The sequence below is a fragment of the Paraburkholderia strydomiana genome (assembly GCF_031456815.1).
In the GTDB taxonomy this organism is placed as follows: Bacteria; Pseudomonadota; Gammaproteobacteria; order Burkholderiales; family Burkholderiaceae; genus Paraburkholderia; species Paraburkholderia caledonica.
Map to the genome: position 1 here is coordinate 220,537 of NZ_JAVDVL010000006.1, position 25,502 is coordinate 246,038.

At 62.9% G+C, this 25,502-nt stretch carries 22 protein-coding genes; 10 read left to right on the forward strand and 12 right to left on the reverse strand.

All coding sequences use genetic code 11. From position 1 onward, the window contains the following. Positions 1-4 precede the first annotated feature (4 nt). The 7 genes from J2W46_RS18290 to gspG form a co-directional block, all read right to left on the reverse strand. The gene (locus J2W46_RS18290; RefSeq protein ID WP_020067379.1) at positions 5-508 is read right to left on the reverse strand and encodes a type II secretion system protein M; all 504 of its coding nucleotides are present in this window, start codon (positions 506-508) and stop codon (positions 5-7) included. Next, positions 505-1,905, reverse strand: a complete 1,401-nt coding sequence (gene gspL, locus J2W46_RS18295) for a type II secretion system protein GspL (protein WP_020067380.1) — start codon at positions 1,903-1,905, stop codon at positions 505-507. Before gspL ends, J2W46_RS18290 begins: the two co-directional genes overlap by 4 nt. Positions 1,906-1,933: 28 nt before the next feature. Further along, complete coding sequence (gspK, locus tag J2W46_RS18300; RefSeq protein WP_310355370.1) at positions 1,934-3,124, reverse strand: type II secretion system minor pseudopilin GspK; 1,191 nt, start codon at positions 3,122-3,124, stop codon at positions 1,934-1,936. Position 3,125: 1 nt separating this feature from the next. Beyond that, positions 3,126-3,803 carry a PulJ/GspJ family protein gene (locus J2W46_RS18305; RefSeq protein WP_310355372.1) on the reverse strand — a complete coding sequence of 226 codons (678 nt, stop codon included), beginning with the start codon at positions 3,801-3,803 and terminating at the stop codon, positions 3,126-3,128. Further along, the gene (gene gspI, locus J2W46_RS18310) at positions 3,781-4,194 is read right to left on the reverse strand and encodes a type II secretion system minor pseudopilin GspI (protein ID WP_020067383.1); all 414 of its coding nucleotides are present in this window, start codon (positions 4,192-4,194) and stop codon (positions 3,781-3,783) included. The genes J2W46_RS18305 and gspI overlap by 23 nt, the downstream gene beginning before the upstream one ends. 1 nt (position 4,195) lies before the next feature. Then, positions 4,196-4,678 carry a GspH/FimT family pseudopilin gene (locus J2W46_RS18315; protein ID WP_310355578.1) on the reverse strand — a complete coding sequence of 161 codons (483 nt, stop codon included), beginning with the start codon at positions 4,676-4,678 and terminating at the stop codon, positions 4,196-4,198. Between the two features lie 89 nt (positions 4,679-4,767). Next, the gene (gene gspG, locus J2W46_RS18320) at positions 4,768-5,232 is read right to left on the reverse strand and encodes a type II secretion system major pseudopilin GspG (protein WP_020067385.1); all 465 of its coding nucleotides are present in this window, start codon (positions 5,230-5,232) and stop codon (positions 4,768-4,770) included. 157 nt (positions 5,233-5,389) lie between these two features. Between gspG and J2W46_RS18325 the strand changes: the two genes are divergently transcribed. Beyond that, positions 5,390-5,803: a type II secretion system protein N gene (locus J2W46_RS18325; protein WP_027776885.1), complete on the forward strand. Its 414-nt coding sequence runs from the start codon at positions 5,390-5,392 to the stop codon at positions 5,801-5,803. Positions 5,804-5,898: 95 nt separating this feature from the next. Here J2W46_RS18325 and gspF read toward each other — a convergent pair whose 3' ends face one another. Genes gspF through gspD form a run of 3 tightly spaced genes read right to left on the reverse strand, consistent with a single transcriptional unit; the run spans position 5,899 to position 11,028 of the window. Beyond that, positions 5,899-7,116, reverse strand: coding sequence for a type II secretion system inner membrane protein GspF (gspF, locus tag J2W46_RS18330; protein ID WP_027776886.1), 1,218 nt, complete (start codon positions 7,114-7,116; stop codon positions 5,899-5,901). A gap of 4 nt (positions 7,117-7,120) precedes the next feature. Next, positions 7,121-8,680 carry a type II secretion system ATPase GspE gene (gene gspE / locus J2W46_RS18335; RefSeq protein WP_310355374.1) on the reverse strand — a complete coding sequence of 520 codons (1,560 nt, stop codon included), beginning with the start codon at positions 8,678-8,680 and terminating at the stop codon, positions 7,121-7,123. Further along, positions 8,677-11,028 (reverse strand): type II secretion system secretin GspD, encoded by a 2,352-nt coding sequence (gspD, locus tag J2W46_RS18340; protein WP_020067389.1) that lies wholly within the window; start codon positions 11,026-11,028, stop codon positions 8,677-8,679. Before gspD ends, gspE begins: the two co-directional genes overlap by 4 nt. A 517-nt stretch (positions 11,029-11,545) precedes the next feature. Between gspD and J2W46_RS18345 the strand changes: the two genes are divergently transcribed. After that, complete coding sequence (locus tag J2W46_RS18345; RefSeq protein ID WP_087752400.1) at positions 11,546-11,992, forward strand: lytic transglycosylase domain-containing protein; 447 nt, start codon at positions 11,546-11,548, stop codon at positions 11,990-11,992. Between the two features lie 252 nt (positions 11,993-12,244). Next, complete coding sequence (locus J2W46_RS18350) at positions 12,245-13,585, forward strand: GTP-binding protein (RefSeq protein WP_310355580.1); 1,341 nt, start codon at positions 12,245-12,247, stop codon at positions 13,583-13,585. 140 nt (positions 13,586-13,725) lie between these two features. Here J2W46_RS18350 and J2W46_RS18355 read toward each other — a convergent pair whose 3' ends face one another. Next, complete coding sequence (locus tag J2W46_RS18355) at positions 13,726-14,004, reverse strand: HU family DNA-binding protein (protein ID WP_006050811.1); 279 nt, start codon at positions 14,002-14,004, stop codon at positions 13,726-13,728. Between the two features lie 413 nt (positions 14,005-14,417). On the opposite strand from J2W46_RS18355, the gene mnmC reads away from it, so the two are divergent. The 7 genes from mnmC to J2W46_RS18390 all read left to right on the forward strand — a co-directional run bounded on the left by mnmC (position 14,418) and on the right by J2W46_RS18390 (position 23,815). Continuing rightward, a complete protein-coding gene (gene mnmC, locus J2W46_RS18360; RefSeq protein ID WP_310355375.1) occupies positions 14,418-16,397 on the forward strand; it encodes a bifunctional tRNA (5-methylaminomethyl-2-thiouridine)(34)-methyltransferase MnmD/FAD-dependent 5-carboxymethylaminomethyl-2-thiouridine(34) oxidoreductase MnmC in 1,980 nt (659 codons plus the stop codon). 867 nt (positions 16,398-17,264) lie between these two features. Beyond that, the gene (locus J2W46_RS18365; protein WP_020067394.1) at positions 17,265-18,470 is read left to right on the forward strand and encodes a cation:proton antiporter; all 1,206 of its coding nucleotides are present in this window, start codon (positions 17,265-17,267) and stop codon (positions 18,468-18,470) included. 98 nt (positions 18,471-18,568) lie between these two features. Next, on the forward strand, positions 18,569-19,684 hold the full coding sequence (locus tag J2W46_RS18370) for a YbdK family carboxylate-amine ligase (protein WP_310355376.1): 1,116 nt from the start codon (positions 18,569-18,571) through the stop codon (positions 19,682-19,684). 537 nt (positions 19,685-20,221) lie between these two features. Continuing rightward, entirely contained in the window at positions 20,222-20,860 is a 639-nt protein-coding gene (locus J2W46_RS18375; protein ID WP_027776893.1) for a MarR family winged helix-turn-helix transcriptional regulator, read from the forward strand. A 126-nt stretch (positions 20,861-20,986) separates the two neighbouring features. Further along, positions 20,987-21,700, forward strand: coding sequence for a glutamine amidotransferase (locus tag J2W46_RS18380; RefSeq protein WP_310355378.1), 714 nt, complete (start codon positions 20,987-20,989; stop codon positions 21,698-21,700). 195 nt (positions 21,701-21,895) lie between these two features. Then, complete coding sequence (locus J2W46_RS18385) at positions 21,896-23,008, forward strand: NADH:flavin oxidoreductase/NADH oxidase (protein WP_020067398.1); 1,113 nt, start codon at positions 21,896-21,898, stop codon at positions 23,006-23,008. Between the two features lie 276 nt (positions 23,009-23,284). Then, positions 23,285-23,815 (forward strand): SET domain-containing protein, encoded by a 531-nt coding sequence (locus tag J2W46_RS18390; RefSeq protein ID WP_027804522.1) that lies wholly within the window; start codon positions 23,285-23,287, stop codon positions 23,813-23,815. 63 nt (positions 23,816-23,878) lie between these two features. Here the strand turns inward: J2W46_RS18390 and J2W46_RS18395 are convergent, their stop codons facing one another. Further along, positions 23,879-25,381 (reverse strand): sensor histidine kinase, encoded by a 1,503-nt coding sequence (locus tag J2W46_RS18395; RefSeq protein ID WP_020067400.1) that lies wholly within the window; start codon positions 25,379-25,381, stop codon positions 23,879-23,881. Between the last annotated feature and the right edge of the window lie 121 nt (positions 25,382-25,502).

Below are 25,502 nucleotides of genomic sequence, written 5' to 3' on the forward strand. Positions count from 1 at the left end.
GCGGTCATTTCGCCGTGGATGGCTGCAACGACGCAGTGACATCCACCTGGCCGTCTTCTTTTAGCGCGGTCACGTGCGCCTCGGAGACCTGCACCTTGAACTGACGGCGCACGTCGTCGACCCAGGCCGTCCACGCGGGAAACGACGCGTTCTTCATCTGCACCTGCACCGCGTTGCCGATCACCTGCACTTGCGTGGCCGCAAGGCCATGATCGCTCAGCGACGCGGTGAGCGCGTCCTTCAGTGCACCGCCGGTCGGCGCAACACCCTGTGCCGCCGCGGAAAGCTGGCGCGCTTCGTTGGCCTGCGCGGTCATTTGCGCGAGCTGCCGCTGCAAGGTGGGCAGCGATTCACGCAGACGCGCGCGGCCCTCCTGCGCCGGCGCCCACAGCACCGACCACGCGATCACCACTGCGAGCACGCCGCCGCCCCACGTCAGCAACGCTTTTTCGCGGTCGGTTCGCTGGTACCAGAAGCCTGCCCAGGTTTGCGCGAGTTCAGCTTTCATTGTCCGTTCCTGATGGTCCACTTGCCGGTGTTGCTGTCGATCGCGCCGCTCAGTCCGTTGCGCGCAAGGCGTTTGGCGAAGTCGGGGTCCAGCTTCACTTCGGGTTTGAAGGTAACGTCGAGACGCCGGTCGTGATAATCCAGCGCGGCGATGCCGTTGACCGGCACAGGCGGGAGCGACCTTGCGAGGCCATCGGCGAGCGACAGAAAATCGCCCGGCGAAAGCTCACCGGCGGCCACGCGCAGCTGCTGCAACTGACGCGACATCTGATCGGGCGCATCGAGAACGACCGTCGTCTTCGGAAAGGTGGTCAGCAGAAGCTCGGTCATCTGCGTGCTGATCGCGTCGCGCTGACGTGAAAGCATCAACCACTGCACATTTGCACCGACGATGGCGACGACCAGCGCGCCGAGCGCCAGCAGCACCGGCAGGCGCAGACGGCGCAGCGTCGCGCGGTCGAGCCGCCACGGCTGCGACGCAAATTCGAACTGGCAGAGATCGAAGCGGCATGTGAGCGCGCGGCGCGCAAGCTGCTCGAAGGGCAGCGGACTCGCGCCGTGCACGAGTGCGCCGAGACGTGCCGGACTGCTCGCACCAAGACTCGGCTCGTTGCCCGGAACCTCGGTCAACATGTAGAGCGAAACCGGCGTTGCGCCAGCGAGCGCGGCAAGTGTCGCGTTCACCGCATTTGCAGGCACGGCAAGGCCTTCGCCTTGCGCGCCGCGGGCAATCGCCAGCTCCACGCGCGGCATGCCGCTTTCGACGGCGCCTTCCAGCAGCATTGCGGGCGCAGTCTGAACCACGGTGCCGAGCACCGCCGCCACCATCGGCACGACTTGGGGCGCAGTGTCGGCCGCAACGGGCACCGGCGCAGCGTCGGCGAGCGACGCGCCCGCCATGGCCGGCTCGGTCGCGCTCACGGTTTCGGCGACTTCGGCCGGCACGGCAGGCAACGTTGCTTCCGGCAGACAACGCGTGACCGGCACGGCGCGCAGACTCCGGTGGCCAGCTGCGGAGAAAGCCTCGTAGATGAAGCGGAACCATCCACGGTCGATGATCGCCAGCATTTGACGACCGCCCGCGGCCGATTGCGAATCGACGGCAATATGGCAGGTTTGCGGGTCCTGGATCAGCTGATCCTCGACGATATTGGGCAATGCCTGGCGCAGCTTCGGGCCGCGCAGCGGCGGCAGCGTGGCGGGCATCATCAGCAGGTCGCGCGCGGCAACCATCAGCACCGTCGACGTGGCGCGCGGCAGCAGCGCAAGCGCCGAGCGGCCGGCGCGTTGCGTGCGTCCCGACTTGTCGAGCAGCACGAATGGCAAGTCCGGCAGTTGCCATTCCTGCGACGGCACCGCCGGATCACGCGGCGGCAATAAGACGATCAGCGTGCTCAAAGGCCACTCTCTTTGGGAAAGGCGTTATTCATAGTTGGTCTTGCACCCGCACGATACGCGTAGTGTGAGTCAAAGCATCGCGATAGACGAGCGTCGTGCGATCCACCTCGGCGCGCTCGTGCTGCACGCGCCCGTGAATCAGGAAGTAGTTCGTATTGACGTCGTACTGATTCGGATCGACCGAGACGGTCTGCGCACCCGCGCCGCGCAAAGCAAGCTGCACGTCGCCGGCATTATGGAAAAACACTGTCTGCCGGCGCGCGACAAATGCCTGCGCGGACGACAGACTCATGCCCGGCACAATCGCGGCGATGACCTCCGCGGAGGCCGTGTTCATGTTGACCGCGGACACCGTAGGCAGCACGGTGACGAACGGCCGCAAGCGCGCGACCATCTCCGGCGTATAGCCGGGAATGTCGAGCAGCGAGTCGACGCTGGTCATTTGCAACGGCGCGTGCGCCGCGCTGTCGTCGCCGTCTTCGATACCGGGCTTGTCGGTAAAGCCGCCGCTCGTTGCGCCGCCTTGAATGGGCGCCGTCGCTGTCGTGCCGGACGTCGACGTGACAGTCTGAAAACGCGTTGCCGACTGCGCGAGGCTCGCACGCACCTGCACGGCGGTGTTCTTGGCGAGCTGGCCGCTCAAGCCGAGCGACACGAGCAGACGCTGGTATGCGCCGATCTGCTCCGTGTCCAGTTGCATGACCCCGGGCGCGGGGCTCGCAACCAGGTTGCGAAGATTGAACTTGGCCTGAGCGTCTTCAATGGATCCCGACAGGTAGGTGGCGGCGCCCTGCTGAGCGCGGACCTCGCCGATCTGGCCGAGGAAATCGGAAAGTCTCGTCTTTGCGATCGGCACGCCCCACACGCCGCCCAGATACGTAATGCCTGCGGAGGTATCGCCTTCAGAGCGAAGAATCAGACGCGTCCAGTCGAGCGCACCGCGCGAAACCCATTGGGCCTGCGCGAGCAGGCGCTGATTCTCGATTCGGCGAACCTGAACCTGCTGGCGCCACAGCATGCCGGAGACCAGAATCGCCGACAACGCCACTACCAGCAACGCGCTGATAATGGCCGCGCCGCGCTGCTGTGCACGTTGTTGTCCACGTCCGCGGCCGACCTCTCCGCCTCGCGTCGCCCGACATTGCGCCAAGCCACGCGAGCCATCGATCGAGGCTGAACAAACGGCAGAACGTCGCGTATGAAGCGAGGAGAATCTCATGTCATTCTCCAATCAGAAAAACGCGAGTGATGGGCCGCGCGAGCGACTTCGCGCCCACGCTCACTTCAAGTCCGGTCACCGAACGCGGCAACGGCGCATTGCCGAGCTGCGGCACCTTCAGGTTATTGTCGGCCTCCGTGATCGCGCCCTGCACGTCTTTCATCTGGGTAGTCCAGCCGACTCTCGGCACGTAGAGGCGCGCGGAAATCGCGCCGACGCCGCCCATCAAAGGCAAGCCGGTCCAACCTTCGCTTTCGCCGCCGCGCAGCGCCGAGCGTAGATCGCCGACGCTCGCAAGCGGCGGCGACGCATAGCGAATCACGCGTCCTTCGGTGACGCGGTAACGCACGACCTGCAAACGCGGCGCGGAACCGGGCAAGGTTAATTGCCGCACGATCTGCAAGCCGCCGCCCGCGAGCGAGACCGCGGGTTGGCCGGATTCGTCGTCCGAGGCGGCCTGACGTGCGTCGATACGCATCTGGTCGAACAGCTGCGCGAAGACCCGCTCGTCTTCCATTGCATTCGTGATGGTCTGCCGGCCGCGAATGATCTGATCGAGTCCACGCCACGACAACACCGCGATCACCGCCATGATCGCGATCGCGACCAGCAGCTCGATCAGCGTGAAGCCACGCGCGTCCGCACGGCGGCGGCGCTCAGAGCGAACGGTTGTTTTCATTCGCGACCACCGTGACCATCTGAGCGAGGTTGCCGGAACGCCCAGGCATCGTCACCATGACTTCCACGCGACGAAACACCGGGTTCGGCGTCGACGTCACATGCTCGGTACAGATCAACTGCAGATTGCCTTGCGAACAATCGAAGCTCGTCGAGCCGACGTTCGGCCATGCATGCGTAAGACGCAATTGCGCGAGCGTGTTGTCCGCGCTCCAGCCAGCCAGCAGGCGCCGGTGAAGATCGGCTTCGCCGCTCGCGAGACTGCCTACTGCACGCAACGATGCGGCGAGAGCCACCGCGATGATCGCGAGCGCGACGAGCACCTCGATCATCGTGAAACCGCGCTGGCGGTTAGCGGCCTTGCGCGCCGCCGTGCTGCTGCAACGACGCATGTCAGTGAACCTCGTAACGGCCGTTGCCGGTGCCGACGATCGTCGCGCGCCCCGCAGCGGAGAAGAGCGTGATGCGCACCGGCACGTCGATCGCCTCGGTGCCGAATACAACACGGCTCGCTTGCGAACTCGAACCCGGATAGTCGATCGTCACGCCGGTCACGCCGCCTTCCCACTGACGGGGCTTCAGCAGATCGTCGCGCAGCGGACGCCAGCCGTCTTCAGTACGCATGTCGAAACGAAAGCCACCGTCCAGTGGTTGCCATGCGATGGGACGCGCGCGCACCTGCGCTTCGTCGCCGGCCGACTCGAACAGCAACGCGAGACGTTGCGCTTCTTCGTTCAGATCGGTGCGCGGATTGCGCGTCATCGTCAATGCGGTCAAGGACACCAGCAAGCCTGCGATCACCAGCACCACCATCATTTCCAGCAGTGTGAAACCCGCCGCGCGCCGACGGCCGGCTCTCGCACTCATTGCGCTCATTGCGGCCGAACGGCGGCAGTCACGCGCGTGCGTAGCCGTGCCGGCCGCGGCGAGCGGCGGCTTGATCGTCACGCGTGCTTTGCTGTCGTCTATTGCCACGAGCCCACATCGGCGTCATTGCCTTCGCCGCCCGCCTTGCCGTCCGCGCCGTAGCTGAACACGTCGATCTCGCCGTGCACGCCCGGATTCAGATACTGGTAGCCGTTGCCCCACGGATCGTTCGGCAGACGTTCGAGGTAGCCGCCGTCTTTCCAGTTGTTCGGCACCGGATCGGTGGCCGGCTTTTCGATCAATGCGCGCAGGCCCTGCTCCTGAGTCGGATAACGGCCGTTGTCCAGACGATAAAGCTTGAGCGCCTGCATCACGGTGCCGATGTCCTGCTTCGCGGCAACGCGCCGCGCTTCGTCCGGACGGCTCATGATTTTGGGCACGATCAACGCGGCCAGAATGCCGAGAATCGCGATCACGACCATGATTTCGATCAGCGTAAAGCCGCGTTGACGACGGCTGCGCGGACCCGCGATTGCTGTGCGGCGAGTGGTCGACAGTTGCATAGCTTGCTACCTCTTTTCAGGTGAATTTTCGACTGGGCGGGATTCGCGTCCAGCACTTTCGGTGCCATTGAACACGCCCGGCCGGTCATTTTAATGTCATGCAATCGCGGGGTTTCAACCCAACGCAATTTTCACAATAGTCCGTACAATGATGCGCATGAACGCCATCCAAATCCGCCTTCTGTCGCTTGCGCTGTTCGCCGTGTTCTGCGCGACGCTGACCTACTGGATCATCACGCTCACCACGACGTCGGGCGCACCGTTGCCCGCAGCCGCCGCGCACGCGCAGGTCTCGACCGACCAGGCCGCCACGCTTTTCGGCGGCCAGCTCACGCGCACCGCGAACCAGGACGTGCATCTGTTCGGCATTCTTGCTTTGCGTGAAGGCGCCGCGGCCATTGTCAGCGTGGGCGGCGAACCTCCGCGTGCGGTATCGCTCGGCAGCACACTGATGCAAGGCGCCAAACTCTCCGAAGTCCGCGCCCGTTCGATCGTTATCGACCGCAATGGCGCGCATTCCGAAGTATTCCTGCCGGCCAACGCGGCCGGTCCCACGATCTACGTTCGCTAAAACGGAGCAGAGCGGGGCGACACGCACGCCGCTTCGCATCGGCCCGCAGCACGGCCGCCGCACAAAGGCGCCGCCACGCCACCCTCACGCCGCCCTCACTGCACCAGATTGTTCAACTCGATGATCGGCAGCATCACCGCCAGCACGATCACCAGCACCACGCCGCCCATCGCCAGAATAAGCAGCGGCTCCAGCAAACTCGTCAGAAACATCGTGCGACGCTCGAGCTCGCGCGCTTCGCCGTCGGCCGCTCGGTCGAGCATGGTCGTGACGTCGCCGGTCGCTTCGCCCGAACGGATCAGGTGAACCAGCACCGGCGGAAACGTCTTCGTATTGCCGAGCGCGCGGGAGAGCGACGTGCCTTCACGAACACGCACGATGGCGTCGTCGATGTTGCCGCGCATGGCCGTATTGCTGAGCGTTTCAGCCGCGGCCTGCAGCGCGCGCAGAATCGGCACGCCGGCCGCCGTCAGAATGCCGAGCGTGCTCGCAAAACGCACCGTGTTGTAGCCGCGCACGAGTTTGCCGAGTAGCGGGGCGGTGAGCAGCCACCGGTCGAACGCGAGGCGCGGGCCGGCTTGTCTGAGCGTCGAACGCACTGCATAAAAGAGAATCGCCACCGCGATCAGCACGGCCCACCACCAGTTCCGCACGAAACCGGACAGCGCCATCATCATGATCGTGAGGAAGGGCAGTTGCTGCTTGGTGCTTGCGAACACGTTGACCACTTGCGGCACCACGTAACTCAACAGAAACGTGACGATGCCGAACGCGATGATTGTGACGATGGTCGGGTACGTGAACGCGAGCACGATCTTCTGCTTGAGCGCGTTGCGTTGCTCGATGTAGTCGGCCAGCCGCGACAGCACGAGTCCGAGCTTGCCGGTATGTTCGCCGGCAGCAACCAGCGCGCGATAAATCTCTGGAAAGTCTTTCGGATGCTGCGTCAGCGCATTCGCGAGCGAGTGGCCGCCGAGCACTTCCGCGCGAATTGCGGCCATCAGTTCGCGAATGTAGTCGCGCTCCGATTGTTCGGTGAGCACTGAGAGCGCTTCGTCGAGCGGCAGGCCGGCAATCAGCAGACTGGCCAACTGACGCGTGAGAATCGCCTGCTCGCGCTGCGACAACCGCCGTCCCAACGACAGACGTTGATTGCGCTCGCCGCGCGTGCGTGTGGCCGCCGGTTCGACCACAAGCGGCGTGAGTCCCTGCGAACGGAGGTTGGTGCGGGCACCGCGCGCGCTGTCGGCGTCGAGCACGCCTTTTTGCGCCTTGCCCGCCGCGTCGATCGCTTCAAAACGAAATGCCGGCATGCGCTTATGCTCCGCCCGTCACGCGGATCACTTCTTCAAGCGACGTCAGCCCCGAAGCGAGCCAGCGCTCCGCGTCCTCGCGCAGCGTGAGCATGCCTTGCGCGCGGCCTGCCGCGAGGATGTCCGCGTCGGATGCATTGCGGTGAATCAGCGTGCGAATTTCGTCGTCGATCAGCAGAAGTTCATACACGCCGCGGCGGCCTGCGTAACCGGACTGGCCGCATTTGTCGCAACCGACCGGATGCCAATGCACGCGACCGTCTTCGTCGACGCGCTTTTCGCGGCACACCGGGCACAAACGCCGCACGAGCCGCTGCGCCAGCACACCTAGCAGCGACGACGCGAGCAGATACGGCTCGACACCCATGTCGGTCAAACGCGTGACGGCGGACGCGGCGTCGTTGGTATGCAGCGTAGCCAGCACGAGGTGGCCGGTGAGCGAAGCCTGCACCGCGATCTGCGCAGTTTCGAGGTCGCGGATTTCCCCGATCATGATGATGTCCGGATCCTGACGCAGAATCGAGCGCAGCGCGCGCGCGAAGTTCATGCCGATCCGCTCGTTCACCTGGGTCTGGCCGATGCCCGCCAGGTCGTATTCGATTGGGTCCTCCACCGTCATGATGTTGGTGGTCGCCGTTTCGAGCCGCGACATCGACGCGTATAGCGTGGTCGTCTTGCCCGAGCCGGTCGGGCCCGTTACCAGCACGATGCCGTGCGGCCTGCCGATCAGCTTGTCGAACTTGCCGAGCGTGTCGGCTCCCATGCCAAGCGCTTCGAGGTTCAGGCGCGTCGCGTCCTTTTCGAGCAAACGCAGCACCGCGCGTTCGCCGTGGCCAGTCGGCAGAGTCGACACGCGCACGTCGACCGGACGCCCGCCCACGCGCAGCGTGATACGGCCGTCTTGTGGCAGACGTTTCTCGGCGATATCGAGCTGCGCCATGATCTTGATCCGCGAGATCAGCGCGCCGTGCAGCGCTTTCTTCGGACGCACGACGTCGCGCAACGTACCGTCGACGCGAAAACGCACCACCGACGACGTTTCGAACGGCTCGATGTGAATGTCCGACGCCTGTTCGCGCGCCGCCTGCGTGAGCAGCGCGTTGATCATGCGGATGATCGGTGCGTCGTCTTCGGATTCCAGCAGGTCTTCCACCTCGGGAATGTCCTGCATGAGGCGAGACAGATCCACTTCGCCTTCCACTTCGCCGACCACCTGCGCCGCGCTGCCGTCCTGGCGCGCATAGGCCTGGTTGATCGCCTGCGCGAGTTCGTCGGCGGGAATACGCACCACGGACACCGCGCCGAAATTGCGCGCCACTTCGGCGAGCGCGGCTTCGCTCGTACGCTCGCTGATCCACACTTCGAGGCTGTCGGCGTGCTGATGCGCGACCAGAATCTGGCCGCTGCGCGCGAAACCATAGGGCACGAGCCTCGCGGCGATCGCCGACGGCGCCGCGCGCTCCGCATGGTCGGCGTGCTCTGTCATTGCCGCCGATGCAACTCCGGCGGCCCGCGACGATGCCGGCGACGTTGAGGCTGACGGCGGCATGGACGGCGTATTCACGGCTGAACTCCTGGCGATGCGGTGGACGGCGCAACCGGCACTGGGTTGCTCTGCACGGCGCCGTTCACCGCGGGGGCGGCGGGCGCTGTGTAGGGCGTGCCGTTATTCGGCTGCGGCGCGGACGAACGTGGCTGAGGCGGCTGCATCTGCTGACGGCGCATCTGGTCGAGATCGAACAGATTCAACGGCGATCCGCCCTGACTCGGGCCGACGGGCATCGGCGGAACCACCGGGTCGTCCTTGTCCTTCATCAGGTTGTTGTCCTGCCGGTAGGCGCCCTGCACACCTTGAATATAGTCGTAACGGTTCGACGTGACAGCCTGCGCGGTGTCGCGATCGCTGATGATCACGGGGCGCAGAAACACCATCAGGTTCGTCTTGTTGCGGTTCTTCTGCTCCGAGCGGAACAGCTGGCCGATCCACGGAATATCGCCAAGCAGCGGTACCTTGCTGTTGCTGACCTGGTAGTTATCCTGCATGAGACCGCCGAGCACGATGATTTCACCGTTGTCCGCGAGCACCGTCGACTGGATCGAACGCTTGGTGAACTGCGGGCCGGCCGGGTTCGTCGTCGCGTTGGTCGTGCCGTTCACGATCGCCGAGTCTTCCGTGTAGAGCTGCAGCTTGAGGATGCCGCCGTCGGTGATCTGCGGTTTGACGTGCAGCGTCAGGCCCACGTCGACGCGGTCGTACGTGTTAAAAGCCGAGCTTGCACTTCCGCTCGTCAGGTTCGAATACGAACCTGTCTGGATAGGTATGTTCGTGCCGACGACGATCTTCGCTTCTTCGTTGTCGAGCGTGATCAGGTTAGGTGTGGACAGCACGTTCGCGTCGGCGGTCTGCGAGAGCGCCTGCAGCAATGCGCCGAGACCCTGCACGCCGAAAATGTTGTGAAGCCAGCCGATGTTCAAACCCTGCTGCACGCCTTGCGTGGCCAGCGCCGTGGCGAGACCGCCTGTGGCTCCGGCCGCCGCGGCGCCCGCCGTCAGGTTAATGATGCTGTTGCTGGAACCGGTTGCGAGGTTGGTGCCGGCGAAAAGCGAATTGTTCGCGACCTGCCACTGAATGCCGAGATTGCCGCTCGTGTTCGAATTCAGTTCCACGATCAGCGCTTCGATATAGACCTGCGCGCGGCGCGCGTCGAGCTGATCGATCACCGTGCGCAGATTGCGGTACACAGGTTCCGACGCGGTGATGATCAGCGAGTTGGTCGCGGCGTCCGCCTGGATCATGCCGCCCGGCTGATTGTCGTCGTTCTTGTCCTTGTCGCCACCGAGCAGCCCGCCCGCAGCATTGCCGCTGTTCGAGCCATAGCCGCCCGCACCGGAGCCGCCCATCGGCGAGGACATGGAACTGCTGTTGAGCCCACCCGACGGCAGCGGCGGAGTGCCGGAGGTGCCCGTCGAATTGTTGCCGCCGAGCCCACCGCCGGTGTTCTGATTGAACGCGTTCGCCTCGTTCGTTCCTCCCGACGAGCCGCTTTCGCCGCCTTTGCCCAGCATGCCGCGCAAGGTCTTCGCGAGCTTGGTTGCCTCGGCGTTGCGCAACGGCACGACGTGCATGTTGCCTGGCATGCTGGTGGGCGCGTCGAGTTCGCGCGCAAGCGTTCTCGCGGCGGCAAGACGCGCGCCGTTCGACGCGCGGATCAGCAGCGAGTTAGTGCGCGGGTCGGCGGTAATCGACACTTTGAGCGTAGCGTCCGTGCTGCCGATCGCGCCCGGGTCGAGCATCTTGTTCAGTTGCGCGGCAATGTCGAGCGCGTTGGCGTTTTTCAGTTGCACGACCGAGACCGACTGACCGGCCGCCGTATCGACGCCGGCAATGATCTGCGCGATGCGCCGCACGTTGTCCGCGTAGTCCGTCACGACAATCGTGTTGTTGGCGGGATAAGCGGCCACCGTGTTGTTCGGCGAAATCAGCGGGCGCAGCACCGGCAACAGATTGTTGGCCGACTCGTTTTTCAGCACGAATACCTGCGTGACGACCTGGTCGCCTCGCGCAGTCGGCGCGTTGCCGACGTAGGTCGGCACGCCCTGCAATTTGGCATCGGCTTCGGGTACGACTTTCAGTACGCCGTGGTCTTGTACCAGCGCGAAGCCTTGCATGCGCAGCGCGGATTGCAGCGTCTTCAGCGCCTGGTCCTCGGGCACCGCGTTTTCCGACACGAGATTCAACTGACCTTTGACACGCGGGTCGACGATGATCGTCTTGCCGGTCGCAGCGCCTATCGCCTTGGCCACCTGGTCGATGTCGGCGTTGACGAAGTTGAGGGTCACCTGTGCGTCCGCCGTCTGCGCAGTGATCAGTCCAGCCACCAGCAACGCCGTTGCGACGCGACGCAAAGCCATACGATTTCTTCTCATGGAATGTAATGTCGATGCCGGCAGCTCCAGCCGCCGGCGGTCATGCAGCGCGGACATGGGAGCAGAGCGCCGGTCTGTCGGTCTGCTGGCGGGCCAGGTGGGCGGAATCCCGCCCTAAAATGCTGGCCATCCAATGTCCGAAAAAAGTGAACAGTAACAGTTTTTCATGTCGGATTTGTCACAAATGGAAAGGCGCCGAGAGTTTCCTCCAGCATCCGCCTGCTTCGTCGGGACATTGAAAGGCAACCGATACGCACTGAAAACCGCGCCGGAACTTCGTGTTCCGCGCTCTTATGTCTGTTAGCCAACTTGACGGGTATCGGCCTGCCGGTATCATACGAGCCGTTCGAGCCGCCGGTTCGCTGTTGCCAACGCGGGTTTTCCCCGATGTTGCGTCAACGCCCGACCACAGTGCGCTTTCCGGCTTCTCGCGTCTGAACAATGGCCGACGCAATGCATTACGAAGCCTTACCCTTGCGGTTTTGCCAAGTCAGCTTGACCGATGAATCGATCCCTCGTTACCGCCCTGGCAGGAATTACCTTGTTGGCATTAGCCGGGCCGGCGCGCGCCGATTGTTTCGACGAGGCAGCGAAATATCAGAAGGTCAATCCGCTGATTCTGCGCGCGATCGCGTGGCAAGAGTCGCACAATCGGCCGGACGCGCAGCACAAGAATGCGAATGGTTCGACCGACTACGGCGTCATGCAGATCAACTCGATTCACTTGCCCACGCTTGCTCAATACGGCATCTCGCAGGGCACGCTGATGGAGCCGTGCAAGAACGTCTATATCGCGGCCTGGCATCTGCGCCGTCAGATGAACAAGTACGGCAATACGTGGCAAGCAATCGGCGCGTATCACTCGGAGACGCCCTCGTTGCGCGACAAGTACGCGCAACAGATCGCCGCGATTCTGCGCAAGTGGAACCTGATGCCGGCTGCGCGCTGAGCAACACGTTGATTGGGTTGTGACTCGCCCTCGTAGCGGCACGCTGATTAGTCCTTTCACTGCCCGTTGATCCGCCCGCAGAGCGACCCGGTCCATAGCCGGCTGCCGGCTACCGTCTGCTTGCCTTCCCGGATTTGATGCACAATGCGGCTTCGTGCTGCCGCCGGCGCTCGAGCGTCGATCCTGTTTCGACGCTCACGCAGCAATGCTGCGCCCGGCAAGCCCTCCAATTTCCAGCTTTCCCGTACTGCGATGAACCAGCCGCCATTGCCCGTCACCGTGCTCTCCGGTTTTCTGGGCGCCGGCAAGACCACGCTCCTGAAACACATCCTCGCGAATCGCGCCGGCTTGCGGGTCGCCGTGATCGTCAACGATCTGGCCGCCGTCAATATCGACGCGACGCTGGTACGAGACGCCGCCGCGCTTTCGCATAGCGAAGAGAAGCTGGTCGAATTGTCGAACGGCTGCATCTGCTGCACGCTGCGCGACGATCTGCTGGTCGAGATCAAACGCCTCGCCGCGGAAGAACGCTTCGACGCGATTCTGATCGAGTCGACCGGCGTGGCCGAGCCCATGCCGATCGCTGAAACATTCACGTTCGTCGACGACGACGGCGCGTCGCTATCCGACGTCGCGCGGCTCGATACGATGGTGACGGTGGTCGACGCGTTCAACTTCCTGCGCGATTACGGCTCGGCAGATGCGCTTGCCGAACGGGGCATTGCCGCCACCGAAGAGGACGACCGCACGCTGGTCGAGTTGCTGGTCGAGCAAATTGAATTCTGCGACGTGCTCGTGGTGAACAAGGCCGATCTGGTCAGCGCCGACGAACTCACGCGTCTGCAACGCATTCTCGCGCGAATCAACCCGCGGGCGGTGCAGGTGGTGAGCCGCTTCGGCGCCGTGCCGCTCGATCAGGTGCTGAACACGGGCCGCTTTGATTTCGACGAGGCGTCGAGCACGCCTGGCTGGCTTGCCGTGCTCAACAGCGATGAACACGAGCACGCGCACGGGCATAGCCATCACAGTGAAGCCGACGAGTTCGGCATCGGCAATTTCGTTTATCGCGCGCGTCGTCCGTTTCATCCGGAACGCCTGTGGGCGCTGCTGCATGAGGAGTGGAAGGGCGTGTTGCGCAGCAAAGGCTTTTTCTGGCTCGCGACGCGTAACGACATCGCCGGTTCGCTGTCTCAGGCGGGCGGCGCCTGCCGGCACGGTCCTGCGGGCATGTGGTGGGCGGCTCAGGACCGCACCGAATGGCCCGAAGCCGACGACGAACTGGCCGCTGAAATTGCCGCCGACTGGTATGGCGCGCCGGACGACCTAAGCATCGGCGACCGTCGGCAGGAACTGGTGATGATCGGCGTGGGCATCGACCCGGCGCTGTGGTCCGCGAAATTCGACGCGTGCCTTCTTACCGACGCCGAGTACGCCCTGGGACCGCAAGGCTGGCAGCAGTTCGCCGACCCGTTCCCAGCGTGGGATTTCGACGAAGACGATCACGATCATGACCACCACGGCCATGACCATGACCATGACCATGACCATGACCACGACCACGGTCACGGCGAGATCACGCATCGCCACGACTGAGCGGCCTTTCGTATCAGCCTGAAAGCCGCGATCCGGATCGCGGCACAGCACCGCGCCCGTCTCGCGCCACCTTCACGGGCGGAGCGCAGACGAAAAAAAACCCGCCGTTGGCGGGTGTCAACTGCCTGGCAGTAATCTGCTTAGCGCTTGTTGACTGCGTCTTTGAACGCCTTGCCAGCCGTGAACTTGACGGTCTTTGCGGCCGGAATCTTGATGGTTTCGCCCGTCTTCGGATTGCGACCCGTACGCGCTGCGCGCTTGCCCGAACCAAAGCTGCCGAAGCCGATCAACTGGACCGCGTCACCCTTCGACACAGACTTCTTGATCACTTCAAGCAACGTGTCCAGCGTTTCACCGGTTTGAGCCTTGCTGGCGCCCGTCTGTCCTGCGACGGCGTCGATCAGTTCCTGTTTGTTCATTAAGGTTCCTTTCTGAGTTTAGGTTGACACGAACAGCGCGAACGCGCCGATTATACGTGCGCGCGCCACGCCGTTAAGCAGCTACGGCTCCGGAGCCCCTCCGGATCGAAAGCGCCGGACAGCAAGTGTCCGTCGGCCGTGCTGCCGCTCCTCTCGCGGCGCTTGCTATGATAGCGCAGCGCAAACCCAATCAGGACAAGGGTTTCGAAGAATTACGCGGTTTTAGAACAGATACAGCAAGGAAACGGTACTTTTTGCGTATCTGAGCACGCCGCGAGCGCCGAAACCCAGCACGGACGGGGCTTTGACGTTGGTTTTTGCCAACGCTCAGCGCGTCTTCTTCGCCGCCCGGCGAGCCGCGCGCCGGCGGTAACGTTCGACCCGCTCGTCGCGGGCGTCACTTTGCGTCACGCATGACCGATCCGCTAATCCCCGCCGTCCTCTCGTTCCGGGACAACGGCACACCGTTTTCGCCCCTCTACGACGATATCTATCACAGCGCCGTCGGCGGTCTGGAGCAGGCTGACCATGTATTTCTGCGCGGAAATCTGCTGCCCGAACGCTGGCAAGGGCGGCGCATTTTCACCGTGCTGGAAACGGGCTTTGGCATGGGCATCAACTTCCTGGTGACATGGGCCGCGTGGCGAGCAGATCCGTCGCGTTGCGAGCGACTCCATTTCGTATCCACCGAAAAACATCCGTTCACGCTCGCCGATCTGCGTCGGGCTTACGCCGCGACCATCGGCGATCCGGCGATAGCGGCGCTCGCGCAATCGCTCGCTGACGAATGGCCGATGCTCGTGCCAGGCACGCATCGAATCGAGTTCGAAGACGGACGCGTGGTCCTTACGCTAGTCTTCGGCGATGCTCAGCAAAGCTTGCAGACCCTGCGCTTGCGCGCCGACGCGTTCTACCTGGACGGCTTCGCGCCGGCGAAAAACCCCGAACTGTGGACGCCCGCCGTCTTCAAGTCGCTGGCGCGGGTCGCGGGCGAAGGCGCGACTTTCTCCACGTATAGCAGCGCCGGCGACATCAAGCGCGCGCTAACCCAGTGCGGCTTCGAGTATCGCAAGGTCGAAGGGTTCGGCTGGAAGCGGGCAATGCTAGTCGGCCACTTCGCGCCGCGATGGCGCGTTCGCCGTCATGAACCGCCGTCGCCGGTCGGACCACTCGCGCCCGGCGAGCGGCATGCGGTCGTGATCGGTGCCGGTCTGGCGGGATGCTCGGTGATCGAGCGGCTCGCCGCTCGCGGCTGGCGCGTGACGTCGCTGGAACGGCACGCGTCGGTTGCGCAAGACGCGTCGGGCAACCCGGCCGGCGTGTTCCATCCAATGATTTCGCGCGACGACAGCGTCGCTTCGCGCGTCACACGCGCCGGCTTTCTGTATGCGCTCAGGCGCTGGGCAGCGCTCGAACGGCTCGGTTACGCGCCGTCACGCGGCGCGCCGGGCCTGCTGCAGATCGCCGAAAACGACGACGAAGCACGCTCCATGAGCGATGCCATCGCGGCGTTGCGCTACCCGCCGGAGTTCGTCTCGCCGGTTTCCGCCGCGGATGCGCAAAAGCTCGCCGGCGTGCCGCTTGCGCGGGGCGGCTGGCTGTTTCCGCAAGGCGGCTGGATCGACCCGGCATCGCTTTGTGCCGCGCAGTGTGGCGCGGCGGGCGATCTGCTCGAACGGCGCTTTGGAGTAGATGTCGGACGCGTCGAGCGTTTGGGTAGCCAGTGGAGCGTGTTCGATACCAGCGGTAAAGAGCTGGTGCGCGCGCCGGTTGTCATCGTCGCCGGCGCACACGATGCGGCTCGCATCGCCGGGTTGCAGCATGCGCCGACTCGCAGCATACGCGGGCAACTCACTTTGCTGCCCGCGGGCTCGGCGCCCTCGCTCGGATTGCCGGTGATCGGCGACGGCTACGCGATACCGCTGCCCAACGGCGTCACGCTCACGGGCGCCACATATGAACTCGACGACACCGATACGTCGCTTCGGCCCGGCGGTCATCTGGAAAATATCGAGCGTGTTGCGCAGATGTTGCCCGCGTTCGCAGATGTTGCCGAGAAAGCCGATCCCGCAGCGCTCGCCGGCCGAGTCGCATTTCGCTGCGTGACGAGCGATCGCATGCCGATGATCAGTAACGTCGCCGATGAAGCGCTCGCCACGCGCGACGCCGAGCGTTTGCGCGGCGCATGGCCGCTCGATTTGCCACGCATGGAAGGCCTGTATAGCGCGTTCGCTTATGGCTCGCGTGGTCTCGTGTGGGCGGCACTTGGCGCGGAACTGATCGCCTCGCAGATAGAAGGCGAGCCTTGGCCACTGGAGCGCGATCTCGCTGAAGACATCGACCCCGCGCGCTTTCTGTTGCGGGCGTTGCGGCAGGGAAGCATCGCCAGTTAATGGTTGTGTCTGAGTGCGGCCGGTTATCCACCGCAAATTGTGGATAACCGCATTGTTTACCTGCGCAACTCGTGTGGAACCGTTGTGGATGTAAACGGGGTAACTCGACCGCCGTCGAAATCCGCGAAAAGTTACCCTCGTATACGCGCTGCCATCGCACACGCTGTGCTTGCCGTTATGAACTTTGCAAGACGCTGATTTACTTCGGTAAACACCGGTTATCCACAGAATTGGGCGCAGCTTGTTAACTGTTACTACGTATACATACAGTAAACACGTAAACAGCAAGGCCCGAGCTGATTCACGCGTTGACGCCCGCATCAAACCCTCCCGGCGCGGTGTGCGACTCTGTCTAATCACTGTCCTGAAAAACACATGCCGACGGCGCAAACTTCGTCGGCAAGCGTCGCAACACCGCCGGCGATGAGTCCAAAGTGAGCAGGAAAAACGGTCGCTTTTTCCACACGTCGGCAAGATAAAGTATGTTTTTACCGTTTTGCCTGCATGTTGGCGTCTTTTCGGTTAAAGCTGAAAAAGCTATGGCACAATCGCCGTTCTTTTCCGCGTGGTGCCTGCTCTCGCAGTACCCGCAGCAACGGAACGGTGCCGTTCAATCAGACTCTGATTCAACGTCGACGGCGTTCTTTCACCGTGCCGTGCTGGTTGCTACGGCCGCACCCCTGAATGCGCCGGCTCCCTGCGACCGCGGCGCGTTCGAATCATCTGCTCGTTGAAAAACTCGCAACGCGGATCACGCGAATCGTTTGCGAAAGTGAGCGCCTTGTGCGCGCACCCGCTTGCCGGTGTTCGCGCCGGTTTGCGCCGGTTCGTGTCATCTGCCGTTGCTGCAAAGGAGAACCCATAACGATGAATTCGGCGTTTTCATTTTTCCCCGCCTGGCCGCTCGCACCCGACGCCATTTTCTGGGCGGGGCTCGCATTGCTTGCCGCGGGTTTATGCGGCGAACTCTGTTATCGCGCGTGGCGTTTGCCGCGTATTTCCGGCTATGCGGTCATCGGTCTGATTGCCGGCGCGGCGGGATCCGGTGTGATCGACGCAGAATCGGCCAAGGCCGCGCGACCGTTGCTCGATGTCGCGCTCGGCTTGCTGCTGTTCGAACTGGGGAGCCGGCTCGATTTGCGCTGGATTCGCCGTAACCCGTGGCTCGTCATGTCGAGCGTCGCCGAAGCGACACTGACTTTCGCACTGGTTTTGCCGGTGCTGCTCTTCCTGAATGTGCCGTTAATGGTCGCGACCGTGCTCGCTGCGATCGCCATGGCGACGTCGCCTGCAATGGTGATTCAGCTCAAGACCGAGCTGCGCGCGGAAGGTCAGGTCACGCAGCGTTTGCTGACGCTCACTGCGTTGAACAGCATGTATGCGGTGGTAATCGAAAAACTGGTGTCGAGCTGGTTGCATCAGGAAGCCTACGGCAACGTCTTTGCGACAATCCTTCAGCCGCTTTATCTGCTTGCCGGCTCGCTGGTGCTCGCCTATCTGCTCGCGCGCACCTGTACGTTCTTTTATCGCCGGATGAACATGCAGGACGAGCATTCGTTCGTCGCGCTGTTCGGACTCGTGCTGCTCGCGATTGCGGTCGCGCATCTGTTCAAGCTGTCGACGATTCTCGCGCTGCTTGCCGCCGGGATTATTGTGAAAAATCTGGAGGCGCGGCCGCAATTGTGGCCTCAGCATTTCGGCACAGCAGGGTGGCTTCTCACCGTGATTCTGTTCGTGCTGACGCTCACGTCGTTCGAGTGGAAAGACATTGCGCTCGGCGGCGTCGCCGCGCTGGGCCTGATTGTTGCGCGTCTTGTCGCGAAACTTGTCGGCGTGCTCGCCTTTGCAAAGCCGAGCGGTCTGAACTGGAAGCAGGGCATGGCGCTCGGTCTGTCATTGTCGCCGATGTCGGCACTGGCCTATTTGCTGGTCGACGACACGTACAACCTTTATCCGAACTTCGATCCGCAACTCCGGGCGATTGTCATGTGTTCGATCGTCGTGCTGCAAATTCTCGGGCCATGGCTCGTGTATCGCAGCCTCGCGCTGGTCGCCGAACGGCGCGAAGAATAAGCGTTTCGCGCTTTCGGCCGCGCATTAATCCACATATTCGCTCAAATAAACGGCTGGGCGCCTGACAACTGCCCGGCCGACCTCACTCAGGGGACGCTATGTCACTCGAACCCTTCATCGATTCGAAGCCGTTTACTTTCGGTGTCGAACTCGAGATGCAGATCGTCAATACGCATGACTATGATCTGACCAAAGCCGGCTCGGATCTGCTGCGCCTCGTCAAGGATCAGAAGATCCCCGGCAACATCACGCCGGAAATCACCGAGAGCATGATCGAGCTGTCCACCGGCATTTGCACGACGCACGAACAGGCGCTTGCCGATCTGCGCAAGATCCGCGACACGCTCGTTTCGGCAGCCGATCATCTGAACGTCGGCCTATGCGGCGGCGGCACGCACGCTTTCCAGCAATGGAGCGAGCGGCAGATCGTGGATACGCCGCGTTTTCAATATCTTTCGGAGCTGTACGGCTATCTGGCCAAGCAGTTCACGGTGTTCGGCCAGCACGTGCACATTGGCTGCCCCGATCCGGACAGCGCGCTGTTCCTTCTGCATTCCATGTCACGCTTCATCCCGCACTTCATTGCGTTGTCGGCATCGTCGCCGTTCGTGCAGGGCGTGGACACCGGCTTTCATTCGGCACGCCTGAATTCCGTGTTCGCTTTTCCGCTCTCGGGCCGCGCGCCGTTCGTGCTGACATGGGACAGTTTCGAGGAATACTTCTCGAAGATGGTCCATACTGGCGTCGTCAACAGCATGAAAGATTTTTACTGGGACATCCGGCCGAAGCCCGGCTTCGGCACCATCGAAGTACGTGTGATGGATACGCCGCTGTCGGTGGATCGCGCGGCGGCAATTGCGTGCTACATACAGACGCTCGCGCGCCATCTGTTGCTCGACAAGCCGATCACTCCGCACGAAGACGATTACCTCGTCTACACGTTCAACCGTTTCGAGGCATGCCGCTTCGGACTTGCGGGCACTTGCATCAATCCGCAAACCGGAGAACGCAAGACGATTGCCGAGGACATTCTCGAAACGCTCGATCTGATCGCACCGCACGGCGAGGCGTTGGCCTCGGGCCACGCACTGGCCGAGATTGGCACGATTGCACGCGGCCAGATCAACGACGCAACGTGGCTCAGAGGCGTGGTCGAAGAGGAAAAGTCGCTGCATGAGGCGGTTCGCCAGCAGTGTCTGAAGTGGCGAGCATAACGAGGCGCGGGGCGCGCTTCGTATTCAAACGTAAGAAACCCGCCGTTGGCGGGTTTTTTTTCGTAATTAAATTTTCCAGTTCGGGGCCCTTAAGGTTTTTCGAATTTGTACGTATACATACGTAGTAGTAGTTAACAAGCATTGCCACGGGCTGTGGACAACTGAATAATTCCCTGCAAAGTCAAGGCGCTGCGTAAACCATAAGTAGGCCGTTGAGCAGTGCGCGGGCGGCGGTAAACGAGGACAACTTAAGACCGGTAAACTTGCAGCAGATGCTTATCAAGAATCGGCGCACATGTATTCCCCCATGTTGTCCCATGGTTATCCACAACTTGCATGGGATAACTTAGCTGTACGATTCGCCGCTCTCGCATAGAATGTCGTCTTAACTGCTTTGGCTTGCAAGGCGGTGAATTTTTGAGATAGTCGAATCCGTCTCGTCCTGTTTTGGGCGGGGCTACCCCACACAGGCTACGGGCGTTCCCGGCGAATAAGGCCGGCACCGCACAAAAGCTGTAAATAAACGAATCGAAGATTATGAGCGAAGGCGTATACGGAGAACAGGCAACCGGGCGAGTCACCCACAGTCTCTTGCGACTGAGCACGGCCATGCGAAGCCAGGCTTGGGAGTGGGCGGAGGGCGCGGGTCTCACACCCACGCAGGGCGAAATCCTGGTTCTGTTGATGCAGCGGAAGGGCCCGATGCGGCTCGGAGAAATCGCGCGTGAAACGGCGCTGACCGCCGCTACCACGAGCGACGCCGTCAGCACGCTTGAAACCAAGGGGCTTGTCGAAAAGCGCCGCGCGCTCGACGACGGCCGCGCGCTCGCCGTCCGCCTGACCGCTCGTGGCCGCACAGCCGCCAAGCGCGCTGCTCAATGGCCGGACTTCCTGGCCAAAGCAGTCGGCACCTTGCGCGACGACGAGCAAGCCATGTTCTACCGCACGCTGCTCAAGACGGTTCATCAACTGGAAGCGCAGGGCCACATTCCGCCCCACCGCATGTGCCTGAGCTGCACGCATTTCGAGCCCAGCAAGAATCCGAAGAAGACGCCGCATCACTGCGCGCTTCTCGATCTGAACATGGCGGACACGGACCTGCGTCTCGATTGCGCGGTGCATGAAACCGCTGACGCCGCTACGCAGAAGAAGACCTGGAAGATCTTCGCCCAATAAGGCGGCTGCTTTCCTGACAATCCGCTACACTGCAAAGCCGGTTCCGGCAGGCGGCCTTCGCCGCCCGCCCAGCCGTTCGGCGCCGCGTAGCGGCAGGTCTCCAGTCAACCGCGAAGTGAGAGGCTGATGAATCAGGAAGTTCTGGCCATTCGCCACGTGTACTTCGAAGATCTGGGCAGTCTCGAACTGGTGCTCGGCGAGCGTGGACGTCCGGTCCGTTATCTCGACGTCGGCTTTGCGCGCATTGAAGCGCCGAATCCCGTCTCGCCATCGTTGATGGTGGTGCTCGGTGGCCCGATCAGCGCCACCGACGACGCGCTTTATCCCACCCTCGTGCCGCTGCTCTCAATGATCGAAAAACGCATCGAGGCGGGGCTGCCTACACTCGGCATCTGTCTCGGCGCGCAATTGATCGCGCGTGCGCTTGGGGCGCGGGTCTATCCCGCGGGTCATGTCGAACTGGGCTGGGAGCCGCTTACGCTGACCGACGCCGGGCGCGCGTCGCCGGTGCGTCACCTCGATGGCGCGCAGACATCCATGCTGCATTGGCATGGCGATACCTTCGATCTGCCCGCCAACGCCACGCGTCTTGCATCCACGAGCGCGTGCGAGAACCAGGCGTTCGCATGGGGCGACCATGTGCTCGCGTTGCAATGCCATCCCGAGATTCGCGCTGACCGCTTCGAGCCCTGGCTGATCGGCAACGCCGGTGAGCTCGTCGGCCATGGAATCGACGCACGCCGGTTGCGCGCGGAGACTGCGCAATTCGGTCCGGCTCTGGAAGCCGCCGCTTGCCGCATGTTCGGCGAATGGCTGGATCGGGTGGAACGTAAGCCCTGAGCCGGAGCGGATCTCGGGATTGAAGCTGGCGCCGCGTTGCCATGTCCGAGCGGTGGCTCGAGCGTCCCGTTTGTCTGAGCGCCTGAACACGATCGGCAGTATCAACGCCGACTGTTATCGACACCTCGCTGCCTGCAGCAAACGATCTGCGGTGCTATGCTCGTTCGCTCTCGGGTTTTAACTGGGCGGTGATCCATGAGCGCGCTATTTTCTCCACTCACGCTGCGTAGCGTGACGCTTCCGAATCGCATCGTCGTGTCGCCGATGTGCCAGTATTCCGCCGAACGCGGCGAGGCTACCGCGTGGCACATGATCCACCTTGGCAGTCTTGCGTTATCCGGTGCCGGCATGTTGTGCATCGAAGCGACGGCCGTCGAGCCGGACGGCCGCATTACGCCGGCGGATCTCGGTTTATGGGACGACGCCACTGAAGCTGCGCTCAAGCCGGTGCTCGCCGCGATTCGCAAGCATTCGCATATCAACGTGACGATGCAGCTCTCGCATGCGGGGCGCAAGGCTTCGAGCCAGGCGCCGTGGGAAGGCGGTCAGTTGATTCCCGTATCGCAAGGCGGCTGGTTGCCGCACGCACCTTCGGCATTGCCGCACAAGGCTGGCGAGGAGCCGCCGCTGGCGCTCGACACGCCGGGGCTTAACCGCATTCGTGAAGCCTTCGCGGCATCGGCCCGCCGCGCGGCGCGCCTCGGTATCGACGCACTGGAAGTGCATGCCGCTCACGGCTACCTGTTGCATCAGTTTCTGTCGCCGCTCGCGAACCAACGCGACGACGACTACGGCGGTTCGCTCGAAAACCGCATGCGCTTTCCGCTTGAAATCTTCGACATCGTGCGCGCATCGTTTCCCGCCGACAAACCAGTCGGCGTGCGCGTGTCCGCGACGGATTGGGTCGAAGGCGGCTGGTCGCTCGAAGACACGATCGCGTTTGCGCAGGAGTTGAAAAAGCGCGGCTGCGACTGGATCGACGTGTCGTCCGGAGGCGTGTCGCCATTGCAGAAGATCCCGCTTGAACCCGGCTATCAGATTCCGTTCGCGAAGGCCGTCAAAAAAGCGACGGGCCTCACGACCATCGGCGTCGGACTCATCACAGATCCGCTTCATGCCGAGCAACTGATCGAAGAGGGCGACGCCGATCTGATCGCGCTGGCCCGTGCGCTGCTGTATAACCCGCGCTGGCCGTGGCACGCCGCGGCACAACTTGGTGCGACGGTTGAAGCGCCTCCGCAGTACTGGCGCTCACAACCGCGCGAGCAAAAGGCGCTGTTTGGCGAGATTTCGTTCGGACAAAGATGAAGCCGCACATCGCCATGACGTGGGCACAACGCGGGCGATACGAGGGCATAACGAGCGGATAACGAGGGCATGACGCGGCCACACGTTTTTGACGGTTGAACGAAGCCGTCTTCAGCGTGTAGGATGCCGGATGTGGCGCATGAGCGTCGCAAGTCGACGCGGCGCTCGCAGGGCGCCGCGTTTGCTATCAGCGCCAGAAAAAATCAGCGCGTCAGACGCGGGCGTTTTCCGACGGCTGCCGGACTTCATCCCCAGTTCTTCACAAGGATTCATTCAATGAGTTCACGCAGGATCGCCGTGCGTCGTTCAGGTGTGCACGGCAAAGGCGTGTTTGCGCTCGAACCGATTGCGGCCGGTGAGCGGCTAATCGAATACAAGGGCGAGCGGATTTCCTGGAAAGAAGCGTTGCGCCGTCATCCGCATAATCCTGACGAACCGAACCACACGTTCTACTTCGCGCTCGACAGCGGCAAGGTGATCGACGGCAAGGTGAACGGCAACAGCGCGCGCTGGATCAACCACTCGTGCGCGCCGAACTGCGAAGCCGAAGAGATCGACGGTCACGTGTATGTGCACGCACTGCGCGACATCGCCGAGGGCGAGGAGATTTTCTACGATTACGGCCTCGTGATCGACGCGCGTCAGACCAAGAAGCTCAAGAAGGAATACGAATGCCGTTGCGGCTCGCGCAAATGCCGCGGCACGATGCTCGCACCGCCCGAGAAAGAGAAGGGCGCGGCCAAAACGGCCAAGTCTGCTAAATCGGCTAAATCAACGAAGGTGGCGAAGAAGGCCAAAAAGAAGTAGCGCCCGAGTTGCCCCGTTCGTCATGCGAATGACGGCGAGGCAACCCGTTCAGCAGACACACAGCTACATATCGACCGGCGCTGAATGCGCCGGTTTTTTTTCGTGGCGCTGCACGTCGTCTTTCTGGCCAGCCGGAACGGCGGCATGCACGAGCGGGATACGCACGATGAAACGCGCTCCGCCTTCCGATGCGTCTTCGTAATGCACGCTGCCGTGATGTAACGCCATGATGTCGTGAACGATCGCGAGGCCGAGACCGGCGCCGCCGTCCACACCGTTATCGCTCTGGCCGTCGCCGCGGAAGAACCGCTTGAAGAGATCCGCTTGCTGCGTATGAGGCACGCCCGCGCCGTTGTCTTCGACGACGATTTCGGCCATGCGGACGTCGTCGATCACAGTCTGCGAGACAGTGACCGTGATGCGCCCGCCATCGAAGCGCGACGGCGGCACATACTTCAGTGCGTTATCCAGCAGGTTCGCGATTACTTCGTGAAGCAGAACCGGATTGCCGCGCGCGATCAACGGATGGTCGTTGGTGGGGTCGTCGAGCCGTTGAAAACCGAGGTCGATGTGCGAGGTCAGAGCGCGAGGCACCCATTCCGCGCCGGTATCGAACGCGAGCGCGGCCATATCGACATTCACAAAACGTGCAGCCTGCTCGGCCGGTTCGGCGCGTGCAAGAGACAGCAGCTGATTCGACAGACGCACCGCGCGGTCGGCCGCCGCGCGCAGTTCGCGCACCGCTGCGAGCGTTTGCCGAGGATCTCGGGCGGTGGCCGCCTGCTCCGCATGCAACTTGACGGCGGTGAGCGGCGTGCGCAACTGATGCGCGGCATCGGCGATAAATTTGCGTTGGCCGTCGAGCGCGGTTTTCAGCCGGTCAAGCAGCGCATTCACAGCGCCAGTCAGCGGCCGGATTTCGACGGGCACATAGGTTTCGTCCACCGGTTCTAGCGACGTATGAGTTTGCCGGTTCAGCGAGTCTGCGAGATCGGTTAGCGGATTGAGCTGCTGATTGACCACTCGCCAGACGATCACCCAGCCGGCGAGCAACAGCAACAGCAGCGGCATCATGATGGCGACGAGGAATTCGGCTGCGATACGAAAACGATGGTGCACCGGCTGCCCGACTTCGACGACAATCGGATTGCCGACCGGCTGATCGACCCGTACTTGCGCGACGCGCACGGTGACGCCCTGGTGCTGGGTTTCGAACACATACGCGTAATGCATGCGCCGAACGCTCGTGCCTTGCAGCGGAAGGCTCTTATCGCCCGCGATTTCGGTTTCGCCATTGCTGATCCGGTAGACGAGATGCTCGACCGGATCCGAGAACATCGCCTGCGCGAGCGGCGGCACGGTGATCGGCGCTTCGGGGCCCGCAATCTGGATCTGCTTGGAGATCGCGGTCGCGAGGTCGGCGAGCGAGCGGTCGACCACGTGCTGCGTGTACTGCCACGCGAGCCAGTAGGCGATCAGGCCGCTCATGAGCGCAAGCAGCGAAAGAGGAGCAGCTAGGCGCCGCAGCAGCGTGCGGCGCAGACTATTGGCGGCCGGCTGGGGCATGATCGAACGCGCGGGAAGAGTGCAGGCGCAACGCGCCGTGAAGTTTCGCCGGATGCCGGCGAATCGCGCAAGCAGTGCGCTGCGCCGGCCCGGCGCCGTCGGGCCGCAATCGGATTGCGGC

Coding starts and splice junctions, on each gene's coding strand:
- J2W46_RS18290 (WP_020067379.1), bottom strand. CDS start 508: ATGAAAGCTGAACTCGCGCAAACCTGGGCAGGCTTCTGGTACCAGCGA.
- gspK (WP_310355370.1), bottom strand. CDS start 3,124: ATGAGATTCTCCTCGCTTCATACGCGACGTTCTGCCGTTTGTTCAGCC.
- J2W46_RS18305 (WP_310355372.1), bottom strand. CDS start 3,803: ATGAAAACAACCGTTCGCTCTGAGCGCCGCCGCCGTGCGGACGCGCGT.
- gspI (WP_020067383.1), bottom strand. CDS start 4,194: ATGCGTCGTTGCAGCAGCACGGCGGCGCGCAAGGCCGCTAACCGCCAG.
- J2W46_RS18315 (WP_310355578.1), bottom strand. CDS start 4,678: ATGAGCGCAATGAGTGCGAGAGCCGGCCGTCGGCGCGCGGCGGGTTTC.
- gspG (WP_020067385.1), bottom strand. CDS start 5,232: ATGCAACTGTCGACCACTCGCCGCACAGCAATCGCGGGTCCGCGCAGC.
- J2W46_RS18325 (WP_027776885.1), top strand. CDS start 5,390: ATGAACGCCATCCAAATCCGCCTTCTGTCGCTTGCGCTGTTCGCCGTG.
- gspF (WP_027776886.1), bottom strand. CDS start 7,116: ATGCCGGCATTTCGTTTTGAAGCGATCGACGCGGCGGGCAAGGCGCAA.
- gspD (WP_020067389.1), bottom strand. CDS start 11,028: ATGGCTTTGCGTCGCGTCGCAACGGCGTTGCTGGTGGCTGGACTGATC.
- J2W46_RS18345 (WP_087752400.1), top strand. CDS start 11,546: ATGAATCGATCCCTCGTTACCGCCCTGGCAGGAATTACCTTGTTGGCA.
- J2W46_RS18350 (WP_310355580.1), top strand. CDS start 12,245: ATGAACCAGCCGCCATTGCCCGTCACCGTGCTCTCCGGTTTTCTGGGC.
- J2W46_RS18355 (WP_006050811.1), bottom strand. CDS start 14,004: ATGAACAAACAGGAACTGATCGACGCCGTCGCAGGACAGACGGGCGCC.
- mnmC (WP_310355375.1), top strand. CDS start 14,418: ATGACCGATCCGCTAATCCCCGCCGTCCTCTCGTTCCGGGACAACGGC.
- J2W46_RS18365 (WP_020067394.1), top strand. CDS start 17,265: ATGAATTCGGCGTTTTCATTTTTCCCCGCCTGGCCGCTCGCACCCGAC.
- J2W46_RS18370 (WP_310355376.1), top strand. CDS start 18,569: ATGTCACTCGAACCCTTCATCGATTCGAAGCCGTTTACTTTCGGTGTC.
- J2W46_RS18375 (WP_027776893.1), top strand. CDS start 20,222: ATGAGCGAAGGCGTATACGGAGAACAGGCAACCGGGCGAGTCACCCAC.
- J2W46_RS18380 (WP_310355378.1), top strand. CDS start 20,987: ATGAATCAGGAAGTTCTGGCCATTCGCCACGTGTACTTCGAAGATCTG.
- J2W46_RS18385 (WP_020067398.1), top strand. CDS start 21,896: ATGAGCGCGCTATTTTCTCCACTCACGCTGCGTAGCGTGACGCTTCCG.
- J2W46_RS18390 (WP_027804522.1), top strand. CDS start 23,285: ATGAGTTCACGCAGGATCGCCGTGCGTCGTTCAGGTGTGCACGGCAAA.
- J2W46_RS18395 (WP_020067400.1), bottom strand. CDS start 25,381: ATGCCCCAGCCGGCCGCCAATAGTCTGCGCCGCACGCTGCTGCGGCGC.